Origin of the sequence: Gordonia sp. PS3 (genome assembly GCF_041950545.1) — a bacterium.
Taxonomy (GTDB): Bacteria; Actinomycetota; Actinomycetes; order Mycobacteriales; family Mycobacteriaceae; genus Gordonia; species Gordonia sihwensis.
Genome location: NZ_CP169524.1, coordinates 555201 through 569574, shown reverse-complemented (window position 1 = coordinate 569574; position 14374 = coordinate 555201). Strand labels below are relative to the sequence as shown.

The following is a 14374-nucleotide window of genomic DNA, read 5'->3' as shown; positions in this document are numbered from 1 at the left end:
GGCGGTCGACGACGAGGCGGCGAGAATCGCCGACTCGCGACTCAGTGCCGCAGGCATCGCCCACAGCACCGCGATCCATTGGCGTTGCCGCTCAGTCGGCGGTCCGGTGTGCGTCACGTAGACACCGGGGCATGCGGCGACCCAGTCCCGGCTCCGCAAGCGTTGCCTGACGAACGCGGACGTCAGTCCGCACTCGAGGACCTGCCGTCGCGCGACCACACCCTCCTGATTCGCCAGCAGATGTGTGAGCGCCACCCGTGGTCGATCCCCCGATTCCCCCATCCGTCGAGTGTGAGCCGGGCCCGGTCGCCACGGACGACGTTCGGGTCGCCTGTGGACAACGGGCGACCCGAAAGCCATGTGCCGTACGCCGTTACCCGATTCGGGTCAGGAAGTACGGCGTAAGGCGAACGCCCGGTCAACTACTTCTGACACGAATTCGTCGCAGACGCATAATCCGAGTGTGCTCCGCATTACAGTGTCTGCCATGCCGTCGAACCGCTTGTCCCGCCGCCAGTTCCTGCGTGCGAGCGCAGCGACCGCCGGAGCCGTCGCCGCGGGCAGTGTCCTGGCCGGACACGTCCACGCCGACCCCGCCTCCGCCGCGAACACCGCGGGTACCACCCTCGCGCAGGTCGCGGCTCCGGGGCGGGCTCGCAAGGGCGGCTACCGGCAGCTGGTCGCGGGCAAAGGCTGGCCGCTGTTCATCCGGCAGGAGCTGGCGGCTGCCAAGCCCGGACGCGAGACGGCCCGGAGCGCCCTCGCCTCGTTCGTCCAGCTCACCGACATCCACATCGCCGACGTGCAGAGCCCCGCGCGGTTCGAGTACGTCCATCCCGTGCAGGCCCCGGCCTTCCGCCCGCACGAGGCGCTCGGCACACAGGGCGCCGTCGCGCTGGTGAAGCGCATCAACGCTCTGGCGCGCGGGCCGTTCACCGGAAGGTCGTTCGACTGCGTCGTCTCCACCGGCGACAACACCGACAACCACGAGATCGTGGAGCTCGGTTGGTTCCAGCACATCCTGTCGGGCGGTTCCATCACCCCGAACACGGGGGCGAAGAACCGATTCGAAGGACTGCAGGCGCTGGGGTCGTCGCTCTACTACCGTCCCGAACTCGACTCGTGGGACATCTACAAGGACCGCGGCTTCATCCAGATCCCCGGCCTGCTTCACGCCGCGATCAAGACGCACTCCAGCCCAGGCCTCGACATGCCGTGGTACGCGGTGTTCGGCAACCACGACGATCAGCTGCTCGGCACCGTGCCGAACAACATCGTCGACTGGCTGTACCACTCGAACGTCAAGTACGACCTCCCCGACACCGATCCCACGGCGGCCGCCATCGGCAGGGCGCTGAGCATCGACCCGGCGGCGCTCGGTCCGCTGCTCGCGAAACTGCGCACCACCGGCCCCGTGATCCCGGTGACGGCCGACGCCGGCCGACGGCCGTTCTCGCCGCGGGAATTCATCCGCAGGCACTTCGACCCCGCGATCAAGGGCGCGGGTCCGCTCGGGCACGGTTTCGCCGATCCCGACGGGCCGTCCTGGTACCGATTCGACATCTCCGAGAACGTCCTCGGACTCGCACTCAACACGACGAACAGTCTCGGCATCGCCGACGGGTCGATCAGCCAGAAGCAGCTCGACTGGATGAACCGCACCATCGCCGCCAACCGCGACAAGCTCGTGATGGTGTTCAGCCATCACACATCCAAGACGATGACCGCGAAGCTGCCCAACCCGGAGACTCCCGGCGAGCAGCAGTACGGCGGCGACCACCTCGTCGCGCAGCTCCACCGGCACACCAACGTGATCGCGTGGGTGAACGGCCATACGCACCGGAACGAGATGATCGCCCACCGCGGCGCCACGCCGAAGAACAGCTTCTGGGAGATCAACACCGCCAGCCACATCGACTACCCGCAGCTGGCCCGGATCATCGAGGTCGCCGACAATCGCGACGGCACACTCAGCATCTTCACACCGCTGATCAAAGCCGACAGCCGCTACACCGCCGACCCGTCCGACCTGTCACCTGCGGGGCTGGCCAGCCTCTACCGCGAACTGTCGTACAACGACATCCACCGCGACGACGCGCTGCTCGGCGCCCCGAACGACCGCAACTGCGAGCTCTTGCTGCCGAACCCGCTGCACTGAGCCCGCGCCCCGAACACCTTCCCCGAGATCGCTAAGCCCAGAGGTCTTGAGCCCGCGACACCGCGGGCTCGCCGCCGACCTCGGAGAATGCCGTGAGTGCGCGGACCAGTTCATGCCGCTGCTCCGCGGTGAGGCGGCTGATGACCTGCTCGATCTCGGCACGTCGGCGATCAGTGACCTCCCGCACCGTCGCCGCCCCGTGAGAGGTCAGCGTGACGATGAGTTCGCGCCGGGTCTGTTCGCTCGGGGTCCGTTCGACCAGCCCGGCGTGAGAGAGCCGGTCGATCATCCGCGATGCGGTCGACGGCTGGACCGCAAGTCTGTGCGCCAGCGATGAGAGGTTCATCGGGCCACTGTTCGACAGCAGCACCAAGACGCGGAACTGGGCGATGGTGATCGAATCATCCACTTGAGCAATAGATTTCGCCGATAGCGAGACCAGAAGACGCGAGGCGGTCAATACGGCGTCGGCCACGTCGTCGACGCTGATCGAATGTCCGTCCGCGGGGCGTCCTGCTGCTGCCGTCACAAGAGAAAACTACCCTACCCATCGATTAGCCGATGCAACTGTTGCATACTGCAATCGTGCTTGCGTTCACTTCTGGAAGTCCGAACGGCGCGATCATGCCGCGCCGGACGCCGTTCCCGACATGGCTGCGCGAGTCGTCCACCGGCATCGTCCCGGTGGCGGTCTCGGTGGGAGTGGCCGTCGGTGTGGCCGCCGTCGGATTCCGGTGGCTCATCGTCGGCGCCACGATGTTGTTCACCGGTTACACCGACTTCTCGGCGCAGGGCCGGGTCGGGCACAACGGTGTACCGGCGTTGGGCTTCTGGTTCGTCGTGTTGACTCCGGTGATCGCCGGGCTCGTCTACGGGCCGTTGGTGTCGTGGCTGGCGCCGGAGGCGCGCGGCCACGGGGTGCCGGAAGTGATGTTCGCGGTAGCCGAGCGCGGCGGCCACATACCGGCACGGATCCCGATGGTGAAGTCACTGGCGTCGGCCCTGTGCATCGGCGGCGGAGGGTCGGTGGGCCGTGAGGGACCGATCGTCCAGATCGGCGCCGCACTGGGCTCGACGGCGGCGCAACTGCTGAAACTGAACACTCCTCGCATGCGGTTGCTGGTCGCATGCGGCGCATCGGCGGGGATCTCGGCGACGTTCAACGCCCCGCTGGCCGGGCCGTTCTTCGCGATGGAACTGATCCTCCGCGACTTCGCCGCAGAATCATTCGCCGCGGTGGTCCTGGCCAGTGTGACCGCGAGTGTCGTCGGCCGGTCGCTTCTGGGCGACAGTCCGTTTCTGACACTGCCTTCGTTCACTCCGCACGGCGGCGTGGAATATCTTCTGTTCATCGTTGCGGGCGCGGTTCTCGGGCTCGTCGGTGTCGCCTTCTCGAAAGTCCTCTACCTCATCGAAGACGTCTGCGACTGGGCGTGGAGAGGCCCCCAATGGCTCCGCCCCGCCGTCGGCGGGCTCCTGCTCGGCGGCGTGCTGTGGGTGCTTCCGCAGCTCTACGGCGTCGGATACCCCGTGCTGGAGAACGCCATCGCCGGCCGATACACGGTGGCATTGCTGATTGCGCTGATGGTGGGGAAGATGCTGGCGACCAGCCTGACCATCGGTATCGGCGGGTCCGGTGGAGTGTTCGCCCCCACCCTGTTCATCGGGGCCGTCGGCGGCACCGCCGTGGGCGCGGCCGTTCACGGACTGCTGCCATCGATGACCGGCTCGCCGGGGGCCTACGGCTTGATAGGCATGGCCGGCGCATTGGCCGGAGCCACCCGGGCTCCGATCACGGCGGTCGTCATCATCTTCGAGCTCACCGGCGAGTACTCGATCATCCTCCCGCTCATGGCCGCCGTCGCCGTGTCCACAGGTGTCGGCAAGCTCCTCTCGAAAGACACGATCTACACGCGCAAACTGACCCGTCGCGGGGTCGACATCGTCTCAGGGCAGCGTCACCGCCCTCCGACCGTCCGGGTCGCGGACGTCGTGAGCTCGCCACCGACGACGCTGCATGAGACGGCCACGTTGGCAACGGCAGCCGAGGCCCTCCAACGGACAGAGGTCGGCGCGGTACCGGTCGTGGACGACTCCGGGGTCTACCGCGGCATCCTCAGCGCGCAGGCCATAGCGGACGCACTCACTCGCGGATACGGTCCGACCACCGTCCGCGAGATGGTGACGACGTGCCCGACCGTGACGGCCGACGCGCCCCTCGGCCAGGCCATGCCCGTACTGGACGCCGCCCCCGCCATCGGCGTACCGGTGATCTCGGCCGACGGAGCCCGGCTGGCCGGGTGGCTCACGCATAAGGACGTGCTCCATGCCTCATCACCCCCGGCGCAGACATGAGAACGGCGGCGCCTCCCCCGGCCTGGCCCCAGGTGCTGACGGTCTGGACCGCGACCCCCGTGGCCACAGCGCTGATCGCGGTGCTGACCGCGGCATATGTTCTGTGCGTCCTGGTCCGACTGCGCGACGGACGGCCATGGTCGCGATCCTGCCTGCTGTGGTGGTTCGCCGCGGTCGCCACAACGATCGTCGCGCTGAACAGCCCGCTGGCCACGTACTCGGGCAACCTGTTCTGGGCGCACATGATCGTGCATCTGCTGTTGATCACCGTCATTCCGGCGCTGCTGGTCGCCGCGGCACCGATCCGGCTGATCCGCTCGAGTTCGGCGAGAACACGGACGGCCGTCACGTCAGCGGTGTCCAGTACTCCGTTCCAGTTGCTCACTAGGCCGGCTGTGACCGTCCCGCTGTACGCGGCCGTGCTCGTGACCACCCACCTGACCGGATTTCAGCAGGCCATGGCCCAGCACATGTGGATCCATCACGCCGAGACAGTCCTCTACCTCGTCACCGGCTATCTGCTTCTGCTTCCTCTGCTCGGCAACGAGTACGTCGGCCGCCACTTGGTCTTCCCGCTGCGCGCCGCCACGATCATCGCGTGCATGGTCCCCGACGCGATCGTCGGAGTGACATTGATGATGTCGCCGCACATCATCGCCCCCGCGTACAGCCGATCGCGCCCCGACTGGGGACCCACCGCGCTGGCCGACCAGACCGCGGCCGGAGCGATCATGTGGGTCGCGGGAGACGGACTGATGATGATCCTCATCCTGGTCATCGCCCGCGAATGGGTGGCGACGAGGGAGTCGAGCTTCGGCGGCTGGCTCGACGGAGTCCGCGCCCGCGCGACCATCGGCGCGAACACCGCCGCGCTCGACGACGACGCCGCCGCTCTGGACGCCTACAACGCCAGGCTCGCCGCACTGCACCACATGCCACGGCCACACCACCAATCAGAGGAGTCCGTCCATGACGATCGACCACATCGCCGCTGACCGCCCGGCCTGCGGAACCCGGCTGCGGTACGCATGCCTCACGCTGTGCGCATTGCCGCTGCTCGCCGGCTGCTCCAGCGGCGGCACCGAGCAACACGACGCCGCCCCGCCGCCACCGCCCAACGAGGCCGCGATCCTGAACGACGCGTCGCCCCAATCCATCATCGACACCTACCGTCGCGGAGGTCTGCAGGTCTCGAACGACCACGACACGACCGCGACCGCCTGCGGCGAGGCCCATTGTCAGGCTGCCGCCGCAACGGACCAGGTCACGGTGATGCAGTTCAGCACCACGCGCGAGGCCACCACCTATCACCAGACCCACCCCGACACGTTCCTCGTGGAGAACATCGTCGTCACTCTGCCGTCCGCCACGCCGGCCGACGCCCGCGCTCAGTACGAGCACCTGACCACCATGGCCGTCGAGTAGGCCGATCAGCGCTGCCTCCCCCGCCCTCTGCTATACGTTCGTACCGTACGCATTGCAGATGTAACGACGACGCGTCGGCATCGTAGAATCTGCGGCGGACGAGGAGGAGACGATGAGCGATCCCAGGGCGGGCGAAGCGGACCTGACTGCGAAGGCCAAGATCCGCAACGCGGCACTCGATCTGTACGCCGAGCACGGCGAGGAGCGGGTGTCGATGCGAGCCGTGGCCGCTGCCGCCGGAGTCACCGTCGGACTGGTCCAACACCATTTCAAGACCAAAGACGGTCTGCGGCGGGCCGTCGAAGAACTGATCGTCGAATACCACCGCGCGGCGATCGCAAGCGTGCCGAACGACGGCACGCCGGCGGAAGTGGCTGCGGCACGAGACGCCGCCGTACGCGCGATGCTCAACGACAATCCGGTCGTCGTCGGCTACATGCGCCGCGTTCTCCTCGACCCGAACAGCCCTACGACGCTGCTGCGCCAACTGACCGAACTCGCACGCGACGAGGTGAGTAAGATGCGCGACGCCGGACTGGCCTCGACGCGGCGCAGCGTCGCGGAACAGACCGTGGCCATGATGGTCCGCAACGTCGGACAACTGTTCCTGCAGCCGATGGTCGACGCGATGTGGGGCCAGCTGGTCGACGGTCCGGCCGACGACGCGAAGCCCGCGCTCACGGTCGACGCCCGAAACTGAGGCGCGTACGCCGGGCGGCGGAGGGTTCAGTCGGCGGGTGCCGGCGGACGCGCGTGCAGATAGGACGCCGAGTGCGTGCGCAGGACCGGCTTCCCCTCCACCGTCAGCTCGGTGTCGACCTCGACCAATGCCCGGTCGCGGTCGTCGAAGGTGACGCCGGTGACGGTGAGTGTCCCGGTCAGCACGTCGCCGGGACGCACGGGCCGGAGAAAGGCGACGTCGCGGATCTCCTTGCCCGCGATCACCGCCCAGTGGTCGTAGACGGCCAGGACACTCAGGCGCTGCATGATCGCGAAACTCTGCACACCGCTGGCGATCAGGCCGCCGTAGGGGCTCGAGGCGGCGATGTCCTCGTCCACATGAAATCCCTGGGGATCCCAGCGCTGCGCGAAGTCGACCAGGTCGTCGGCGGTGAGGGTGTACTCCCCGAGCCGATAGACCCGCCCGACCTCGATGTCGCGACCGTACGCGACGGTCCGGCTGCCGGTCTCAGCGGTCATGCCCGCCCCCTTCCGATGCGGCGGCTGCGCTCGTGGACGCGCCGCAGTCCGTCGAGCGCGAGGTACGGGTGATGTTCGGCGATGGTGCGACACTCGCCCACCATCAGCGGCGCCATGAATCCGGTCGCCACAACGGTCACGTCGGGGCCGTCGAAACCCGGCACGTCGCGCCGGATGCGTTCCACCAGACCGTCGACCTGACCCGCGAAGCCGTAGATGATGCCCGACTGCAACGCCTCGACGGTGTTCTTCCCGATGACGCTGCGCGGCGGCATCAGCTCTACTTTGCGGACGGTGACGGTGTGCTCGCTGAGCGCTTCGACGGAGAGGTCGACGCCCGGGGCGATGACCCCGCCGAGGAACTCGCCCTTGGCCGAGACCGCGTCCACCACGGTCGCGGTGCCGAAGGCGACCACGATGCACGGTCCGCCCGGATAGTTCTCGTGCGCGGCCAGACTGTGGGCCACGCGGTCGGTCCCGACCTCCTTCGGGTTGTCGACCAGCAGCGGCACACCGGTGCGGACCCCCGGTTCGAGCAGAACATGCGGACCGCGCCCGAAGTATCGCGGCAGCATCTCCCGCATCTCACGCAGCAGCGACGGCACGGTCGACAGACCGGCCACGCCCGTCACCTGCTCGATGTCGGGCCCGAGGAGCCCGCGCAGCTGCAAGGCGAACTCGTCGGCAGTCATGTGCGGCTGCGTGTGGATCCGCCAGTCGCGGATCAGTTCCGCGTGGTCGCCGGAACCCGCGAACACCCCGAGATGGATGTTCGTGTTCCCGACGGTGACGGTGAGGAGCACGGGGTCCGCCGACCTCAGACCGCGGCAGTCGCGAGCCGGCGCGGGTCCTTCAGCCCGGAGCCCTCCGGAACGTCGGCGGGATCGTCGCCCAAGGTGACCGGGCGGTTGTCGGCGTCAACGAAGACCACGTGCGGCGCGTACTCGGCGAGCTCGGCTTCGTTCATGATGCCGTAGGCGATGATGATCACCAGGTCACCGGGATGGACCAGGTGCGCTGCGGCACCATTGATCCCGATGACGCCGCTGCCGCGCTCGCCGGCGATCACATAGGTCTCGAGCCGGTTGCCGTTGTCGATGTCGACGATGCACACCTGCTCGCCCTCCATCAGGTCCGCAGCGTCGAGCAGATCGGCGTCGATGGTCACCGAGCCGACGTAGTGCAGGTCGGCCTGGGTGACGGTCGCGCGATGGATCTTCGACTTCATCATGGTGCGGAACATAGTGTCCTTACCCTTCTTCTCGCTGCGTGAAGCCGGTGCCGATGGCGACGCCGACGTTGTCGATGAGTCGTGCCGGTCCGACGCGGGCGGCGACCAGAAGTCGGCCGTCACCCTCCTCCGGCGGTTCTTCCAGACCCCGCCCACGCAGTTCGAGGTAGTCGACCTCGATCTGCGGGGCGGTGGCCAAGACTGCGTGTGCCGCGGCGAGGATCGCTTCGCGGCCGCCCTCGGCCGCGTGCGTTCCCGCCAGCAGTGCCGCCGACAGCACGGTCGCGAGTTCGCGCTCCTCTGCCGACAGGTAGCGATTGCGCGACGAGAGAGCGAGGCCGTCGGCCTCGCGCACGGTGGGCACCCCGATGATCTCCACGTCCATGTTCAGGTCGTTGACCATCTGGTTGATCAGCACCAACTGCTGGTAGTCCTTCTCTCCGAAGTACGCGGCGTGCGGTGCGACGATGTTGAGCAGTTTGTTGACGACGGTGAGCATGCCGGCGAAATGCGTGGGTCGCGACGCACCCTCGAGGATCGCCCCCGTCTCGCCGGGCTGCACCGTGGTGCGCGGGCCGGTCGGGTACATCGACGACGCCGTGGGCGCGAAGACGAGTTCCACTCCGAGCGGTTCCAGCAGGGCGCAGTCGGCGTCGAAGGTGCGCGGATACGCGTCGAGGTCCTCGCCGGCACCGAACTGCAGCGGATTGACGAAGATCGAGACGACAACGACGTCGCACCGCAGCTTCGCGGTCTTCACCAGCTGGAGGTGCCCCTCGTGCAGCGCCCCCATCGTCGGCACCAGCGCGACACGCTTGCCCGCGGCGCGCAGCGCCTTCGTGACGCGGTGCAACTCGGCCGGGTCGCGATGCACCGTCGTCCGGCCGGGAGCGTAGAGATCGGATGCGGTCACGCGTGTTCCTCCAGGAGCTCGTGCAGTTCGCGGCTCGCGCCGCTCTGAACGGCGGCCCGCGCCGAGAGCGCACGGTAGCCGTCCACCAGATGACGGTCGGGCAGTGCCGCCAGCGCGGCGAGATGGCGACGGACCGCCTCGGTGTCGTCACGCGCCACGGGACCGGTGAGCGCGTCGCAGCCCATCTCGAGCACGTTCTCGAGCGAGGCGCGGACCAGCGGCCCGAGCACTCGCTCCGCGATCCCGGAGTCGGGCCCGTCGACGGTGGCGGTGGCGCTCCGCTCCCCCGCCGGCCCGGTGATGGCCGCGGTGAGTGCGGTCAACGCATCGGTGACCAACGCGATCAGATTGTTCGCTCCGTGCGCGAGAGCGGCGTGGTACAGGGTTCGGTCGGCCTCGGCGATGCGGACGGGAGTGCCGCCCATCTCGAGCACCAGCGATGCGGCGATGGCGTCGCCGATCTCGTCGGCAGAGGTGATTCCGAAACACGCCGACGCCAGCCGGGCGGTGTCGTCGGACGTGCCGACGAAGGTCATGGCGGGGTGCAGCGCGACGGTGACCAGACCGAGGCGGGCGAGCGGTTCGAGGATCGCCACTCCGTGCGCCCCCGCGGTGTGCGCGACGATGGTGCCCGGCCGCGGACCGGCGGCGGCGACGGCGTCGACGACGCCGGGCAGTTCCGTGTCCGGAACCGCCAGAATCAGAAGCTGTGAACCGGCGACGACGCCGGGGAGATCGAGCACGCGGGCTCGCGGCAGGCGGAGCACAGCGCGATCGCGCGACTGGGGAGACCGTGCGGTCAGCGAGGCGACATCGTGGCCCGCGGAGGCGAGGGCTTCGCCGAGTGCGGTGCCGACACGACCGGCCGAAATGATTCCGACGCGCAGGCGCGCCGGGGCCATCGGTGAACTCACCGCCGTTCCTCCATTCGTTCCAGTCCCGGCTCGTGATCTCGGAGCCTCGGGTACCAGACGTTCGCCACAACGATAGGCGCGCCACGACGGTCGAGGCTACGCGGTGTGACAACTTTCACCGGATCGGCGCCGGCTGTGAAGTTCAGTCGCGGCGGCGTCGGCCCCCGCGACCGCGGTTCTCCGCCGAACTCGCGCGGAGCTGGCTCAGGAGTTCACTGGCCGGACGTCCCGCCGAGTGCGCACCGTCGTCGCTCGACGGTGCCGCACGGCGGCCCTGCGGCTGCGGTTCCGGCTCGGGTGCGGCGGGCTGCTGCGGCGCCGTCGGCGGGACTGCCGGCGGCTCGTAGGCCTGGGCGCCGTAGGCGACCCGCTCGATGGGTCCGGTCTCGGTCTGCGGCTCGGGTGAGGCCGCGTCGGCCGGATCGTCGGTGACCACCGGGATGATCTCGGTGAGCTCGCCGGGATCGACCTCTTCGACGTCCTGCGGCTCCTCCGGCACATGCCTGCCCGGGTCCGACGGCGGCGCGGTGGTCGCGAAGTCGCGCTCAGCGGCCACGCGATCGTCGGCCGAAGCCGCCGCGTAGCCCGCTCCGGCGAGTCCCGATCCCAGTTCACGCGGGCGCTCCAGGCCGATCGCCGCACGCATGTCGGGCAGCGGGGTGCCGAGCAGTTGTTCGAGGCTCGCGCGCAGTGCGAGCACCTGCGCCTTGAGTTCTTCCAGTTCGACGTTCGACTCGGCCGCGATCTCCTGGCGGATCGCGGTCTCCACATCCGACTCGTACTGGCGGCGCGCCGCGATCTCGCGCTCCAGCTGAAGCTCGTAGACCAGGCGCAGGTCCCGGCTGCGCGACTCGGCGACGTCGGCCTGCCGCCGGTACTTCGTCACCAGCACGGCGCCGATCACCGCGGCCCACAGCGCCGCGATCACGGCCAACGTGGCGGGAACGGAGAAATTATCACCGATCACCATCAGCAGGCTGGCGACCAGCGCCAGCACGACGAACAAACCGATGAGCCATTGTCCGGCCGACGACGGTCGTCTCTTGGCGGCCTCTTCGGATCGTTCCTTAGTGGTCATGAAGGCAAACTTACCGCCCTTGACACGCCGACAGCCGTCACCGGGTGGCCCGTGTCGGAGAATCAGGCCGGTGCGGGCGGACTGTCGGGTGCGGTCTCGGCATTGTCGGCGGACGGGTCGTCCGGCGCTCGGCAGCAGTGTTCCAGCCACAGTGCCGCGGCTACCAGAACCACGCCCCCGACCAGCCCGACGATGGCTCCGACCCGATCGGCGCGCGCCGCTTCCAGGATCCCGTTCTGCAGGAGGAATACCAGGATTCCGGTCCAACCGCCGGTGGCGACGGCGCCGAGGATCGCCGACGCCTTCGCCAGCGCCACGAGACGCGCGGCGTTGATCGGATGCAACTGCCCCTTGGCCGGGCCGACCTCCTTCTCCGCCACCCGTTTGCGGACGACGAAACCGATCACACCTTCGAGCGCCGCGAGCACGTACAACGAGATGCCCGACGGCCACTGCAGGCTCGGGAAGGCCCCGTAGTTGTAGTGGATGAGGATCCAGAGGGCCACTCCGGCGACCACGGCGACCAGCACCAGATCGCGGATTCGGGTGAAGCCGAGCTTGTGACGCTCGCCGTCGTCGTCGCTGTGGGACGGATCGGGTCCGAGGGGGTTCGGCAGCGTCATCCGAGATCTCCCGCTCGCCGAACCCCCGCGACCTCGGCAGGATCGAGCGCGGAGACCAGATCGGCCACCGCCCGCACACCGTCGGAGGTCCACAGCCGCGCCTGCGGCTCCACCTCCAGCCACGGCACGAGCACGAACGCGCGGTCGGCCGCCCGCGGATGCGGCAGCGTCAACTCCGGGTCGTCGGAGACGACCGTTTCTCCGTCCACGTCCACCGAGACGACGTCCACGTCGAGCGTGCGCGGCCCCCAGCGCACCTCGCGCACCCGCTGCGCGGACTCTTCGAGCCGTCGGCACAGCTCCAGCCACTCCCGCGGGGTGCGGGCGCCCTCCGCCACCACGGTGATGTTCGCGAAATCGTCCTGCTCCACGCCGCCCCACGGCGGAGTCAGGTACACCCCCGACACGCCGCGCAGATCGGCACCGAGCACCTCGATCACACTCCGCAGGTGCGCGTGGCGATCACCGATGTTGGATCCGGCCGACAGAACCGCGCGCGAGGTCACGACGTCCCCTGTCTCGCGGCGGCCACCGATCGAGTCTTCACCGACCGGCGCGTCACGACGGCGACATCGTCGAAGGCCAGAGGAATCGGCGCGCACGGCTTGTGCACCGTCACCTCGCACGCCGATATGCGCCCATCCTTCATGACGGCGTCGGCGATCTCCGCGCCGACGGTCTCGATGAGATCCCGAGGCGGGCCGGCGACGATGTCGTGCGCCAACTGCGCCAGCGCACCGTAGTCGACGGTGTCGGCGAGGTCGTCGCTGGCCGCGGCCGCCTGCAGATCGAGCCAGAGCGTCACGTCGATGACGAACTCCTGACCGTCGCGGCGCTCATGGTCGAAGACCCCGTGGTTGCCGCGCACACGCAGTCCGCGCAATTCGATGCGATCAGCCATGGTCCCTGCCTCTCCGGCCGCCGCCCCGCCAGGCGAGGGCCACTTCGATGGCGTCGCGGCTGGAGGCGACGTCGTGCACCCGGACTCCCCACGCCCCGCCCGCGGCGGACAGCGCCGAGATCGCCGCGGTGGCCACCTCGCGGCCGCTCGGCGGACGGTCGACGCCGTCGCGCCGGAGAAGGGAACCGAGGAAACGTTTGCGGGAGGCGCCGATCAGGACGGGGAAGCCGAGTCCCACCAGCGTCGGCAGCGCGTGCAGCAGCGCCCAGTTGTGATCGGCGGTCTTGGCGAAACCGAGTCCGGGGTCGAGGACGATCTGATCGGGATCGACGCCCGCCGCGACCGCCGCGTCCACCTGGCCCAACAATTCGCCGGAGACCTCCGCGACCACATCGCGGTATCCGCCGGCCTCGTCCACCCGATGCGTGAAGTGGCGATCGTCGCCGGGTGCGTCGTCGGCCGGGCGCCAGTGCATGAGAATCCAGGGCACGCCCGCCTCGGCCAGCACCGCGCCCATGTCCGGGTCGGCGCGACCGCCGGAGACGTCATTGATGATCGCCGCACCGGCTTCGAGCGCATCGGCGGCGACTGCCGCGCGCATCGTGTCGACCGACACCCGCGCACCGGCCGCGACCAGCTCGCGGATCACGGGTACGACGCGGGCCGACTCGGTGGCCGGATCGACGCGAACCGCTCCCGGCCTGGTCGATTCGCCACCGACGTCGATGATGTCCGCGCCCGCCTCGAGCAGAGCCACACCGTGCGCCACGGCCCGGTCTCGCTGCAGATAGCGGCCGCCGTCGGAGAACGAATCGGCGGTCACGTTCAGCACCCCCATGATGAGGGTGCGATCGAGCTCGTCGGTCTCCGAACTCACCGGACGCTGCGGACTCACCGCGTTATGAGGTCGAGTGCTTCGCCGCGGGAGACCGCACTGGTCTTGAACAGGCCGCGCACGGCCGACGTGGTGGTCCGGGCGCCCGGCTTGCGGATGCCGCGCATCGCCATGCACAGATGTTCCGCTTCGATCACCACGATGACGCCGCGCGGGTTCAGCTTGCGGACCAGGGCGTCGGCGATCTGACTGGTGAGCCGTTCCTGCACCTGAGGGCGCTTGGCATACAGGTCGACAACGCGTGCCAGCTTCGACAACCCCGTCACCTGACCGGTATCGCCCGGGATGTAGCCGACGTGCGCCACACCGTGGAAGGAGACCAGGTGATGCTCGCACGTCGAGTACATCGGGATGTCCTTGACCAGCACCAGCTCCTCGTGGTCTTCGTCGAAGACCGTCGCGAGCACCTCGTCGGGATCGGTGTAGAGGCCCGCGAACATCTCGCGGTAGGCGTTCGCCACACGCGTCGGCGTCCGCTTGAGCCCCTCGCGGTCCGGGTCCTCGCCGACGGCGAGCAGCAGTTCCCGAACCGCGGCCTCGGCGCGGGCCTGATCGAAGACCCGCTCGCCGGCCGCCGCCGGTACGCCCAGCGCGTCGACGGCGTGCTCGTTCAGATCACCGTCGTGATCGATGCTGCTGGTGGTCATCTCCCCCTGCTCTCCGTTCACTGGACTCCGGCGT

17 protein-coding genes are annotated in these 14374 nt (G+C 68.9%); 5 read left to right on the top strand and 12 right to left on the bottom strand.

Translation table 11 applies throughout. From position 1 onward, the window contains the following. Positions 1-487: 487 nt before the first annotated feature. Positions 488-2158 (top strand): TIGR03767 family metallophosphoesterase, encoded by a 1671-nt coding sequence (locus tag ACE11G_RS02590; RefSeq protein ID WP_375003573.1) that lies wholly within the window; start codon positions 488-490, stop codon positions 2156-2158. A 31-nt stretch (positions 2159-2189) separates the two neighbouring features. On the opposite strand, the gene ACE11G_RS02585 is transcribed toward ACE11G_RS02590, so the two are convergent. Next, positions 2190-2687, bottom strand: a complete 498-nt coding sequence (locus ACE11G_RS02585; protein ID WP_006896191.1) for a MarR family transcriptional regulator — start codon at positions 2685-2687, stop codon at positions 2190-2192. 56 nt (positions 2688-2743) lie between these two features. On the opposite strand from ACE11G_RS02585, the gene ACE11G_RS02580 reads away from it, so the two are divergent. From ACE11G_RS02580 to ACE11G_RS02565, 4 genes are all read left to right on the top strand, one after another. Then, the gene (locus ACE11G_RS02580) at positions 2744-4513 is read left to right on the top strand and encodes a chloride channel protein (RefSeq protein WP_375003571.1); all 1770 of its coding nucleotides are present in this window, start codon (positions 2744-2746) and stop codon (positions 4511-4513) included. Further along, positions 4510-5508: a cytochrome c oxidase assembly protein gene (locus tag ACE11G_RS02575; protein ID WP_375003569.1), complete on the top strand. Its 999-nt coding sequence runs from the start codon at positions 4510-4512 to the stop codon at positions 5506-5508. The genes ACE11G_RS02580 and ACE11G_RS02575 overlap by 4 nt, the downstream gene beginning before the upstream one ends. Continuing rightward, on the top strand, positions 5483-5938 hold the full coding sequence (locus tag ACE11G_RS02570) for a hypothetical protein (protein WP_375003567.1): 456 nt from the start codon (positions 5483-5485) through the stop codon (positions 5936-5938). The genes ACE11G_RS02575 and ACE11G_RS02570 overlap by 26 nt, the downstream gene beginning before the upstream one ends. Positions 5939-6050: 112 nt before the next feature. Beyond that, positions 6051-6638 (top strand): TetR/AcrR family transcriptional regulator, encoded by a 588-nt coding sequence (locus ACE11G_RS02565; protein ID WP_006896183.1) that lies wholly within the window; start codon positions 6051-6053, stop codon positions 6636-6638. 26 nt (positions 6639-6664) lie between these two features. Here the strand turns inward: ACE11G_RS02565 and ACE11G_RS02560 are convergent, their stop codons facing one another. The 11 genes from ACE11G_RS02560 to folE form a co-directional block, all read right to left on the bottom strand. Then, positions 6665-7138 carry a MaoC/PaaZ C-terminal domain-containing protein gene (locus tag ACE11G_RS02560; RefSeq protein ID WP_006896182.1) on the bottom strand — a complete coding sequence of 158 codons (474 nt, stop codon included), beginning with the start codon at positions 7136-7138 and terminating at the stop codon, positions 6665-6667. Continuing rightward, positions 7135-7941, bottom strand: coding sequence for a type III pantothenate kinase (locus ACE11G_RS02555; RefSeq protein ID WP_006896181.1), 807 nt, complete (start codon positions 7939-7941; stop codon positions 7135-7137). Before ACE11G_RS02555 ends, ACE11G_RS02560 begins: the two co-directional genes overlap by 4 nt. Positions 7942-7955: 14 nt before the next feature. Further along, entirely contained in the window at positions 7956-8381 is a 426-nt protein-coding gene (gene panD, locus ACE11G_RS02550; RefSeq protein WP_006896180.1) for an aspartate 1-decarboxylase, read from the bottom strand. Positions 8382-8388: 7 nt separating this feature from the next. Further along, entirely contained in the window at positions 8389-9282 is an 894-nt protein-coding gene (gene panC, locus ACE11G_RS02545) for a pantoate--beta-alanine ligase (RefSeq protein WP_045537706.1), read from the bottom strand. Further along, the gene (locus ACE11G_RS02540; protein WP_052692387.1) at positions 9279-10196 is read right to left on the bottom strand and encodes a Rossmann-like and DUF2520 domain-containing protein; all 918 of its coding nucleotides are present in this window, start codon (positions 10194-10196) and stop codon (positions 9279-9281) included. The genes panC and ACE11G_RS02540 overlap by 4 nt, the downstream gene beginning before the upstream one ends. Before the next feature lie 142 nt (positions 10197-10338). Continuing rightward, complete coding sequence (locus ACE11G_RS02535) at positions 10339-11274, bottom strand: DUF6779 domain-containing protein (protein WP_006896177.1); 936 nt, start codon at positions 11272-11274, stop codon at positions 10339-10341. A gap of 62 nt (positions 11275-11336) precedes the next feature. After that, a complete protein-coding gene (locus ACE11G_RS02530) occupies positions 11337-11897 on the bottom strand; it encodes a DUF3180 domain-containing protein (protein ID WP_375003562.1) in 561 nt (186 codons plus the stop codon). Next, positions 11894-12403, bottom strand: a complete 510-nt coding sequence (gene folK, locus ACE11G_RS02525) for a 2-amino-4-hydroxy-6-hydroxymethyldihydropteridine diphosphokinase (RefSeq protein ID WP_062366066.1) — start codon at positions 12401-12403, stop codon at positions 11894-11896. The genes ACE11G_RS02530 and folK overlap by 4 nt, the downstream gene beginning before the upstream one ends. Further along, positions 12400-12798, bottom strand: coding sequence for a dihydroneopterin aldolase (gene folB / locus ACE11G_RS02520; protein ID WP_006896174.1), 399 nt, complete (start codon positions 12796-12798; stop codon positions 12400-12402). Before folB ends, folK begins: the two co-directional genes overlap by 4 nt. Next, positions 12791-13636 (bottom strand): dihydropteroate synthase, encoded by an 846-nt coding sequence (gene folP / locus ACE11G_RS02515; protein WP_045539927.1) that lies wholly within the window; start codon positions 13634-13636, stop codon positions 12791-12793. Before folP ends, folB begins: the two co-directional genes overlap by 8 nt. 53 nt (positions 13637-13689) lie before the next feature. Further along, positions 13690-14340: a GTP cyclohydrolase I FolE gene (gene folE, locus ACE11G_RS02510; protein WP_006896172.1), complete on the bottom strand. Its 651-nt coding sequence runs from the start codon at positions 14338-14340 to the stop codon at positions 13690-13692. Positions 14341-14374: the final 34 nt, after the last annotated feature.

What these genes read in the sequence shown, in the direction of transcription:
- ACE11G_RS02570 (WP_375003567.1), top strand. Translation starts at nt 5,483, where the DNA reads ATGACGATCGACCACATCGCCGCTGACCGCCCGGCCTGCGGAACCCGG.
- ACE11G_RS02565 (WP_006896183.1), top strand. Translation starts at nt 6,051, where the DNA reads ATGAGCGATCCCAGGGCGGGCGAAGCGGACCTGACTGCGAAGGCCAAG.
- ACE11G_RS02530 (WP_375003562.1), bottom strand. Translation starts at nt 11,897, where the DNA reads ATGACGCTGCCGAACCCCCTCGGACCCGATCCGTCCCACAGCGACGAC.
- ACE11G_RS02535 (WP_006896177.1), bottom strand. Translation starts at nt 11,274, where the DNA reads ATGACCACTAAGGAACGATCCGAAGAGGCCGCCAAGAGACGACCGTCG.
- panD (WP_006896180.1), bottom strand. Translation starts at nt 8,381, where the DNA reads ATGTTCCGCACCATGATGAAGTCGAAGATCCATCGCGCGACCGTCACC.
- ACE11G_RS02590 (WP_375003573.1), top strand. Translation starts at nt 488, where the DNA reads ATGCCGTCGAACCGCTTGTCCCGCCGCCAGTTCCTGCGTGCGAGCGCA.
- folB (WP_006896174.1), bottom strand. Translation starts at nt 12,798, where the DNA reads ATGGCTGATCGCATCGAATTGCGCGGACTGCGTGTGCGCGGCAACCAC.
- folE (WP_006896172.1), bottom strand. Translation starts at nt 14,340, where the DNA reads ATGACCACCAGCAGCATCGATCACGACGGTGATCTGAACGAGCACGCC.
- folP (WP_045539927.1), bottom strand. Translation starts at nt 13,636, where the DNA reads ATGGGGGTGCTGAACGTGACCGCCGATTCGTTCTCCGACGGCGGCCGC.
- ACE11G_RS02575 (WP_375003569.1), top strand. Translation starts at nt 4,510, where the DNA reads ATGAGAACGGCGGCGCCTCCCCCGGCCTGGCCCCAGGTGCTGACGGTC.
- ACE11G_RS02560 (WP_006896182.1), bottom strand. Translation starts at nt 7,138, where the DNA reads ATGACCGCTGAGACCGGCAGCCGGACCGTCGCGTACGGTCGCGACATC.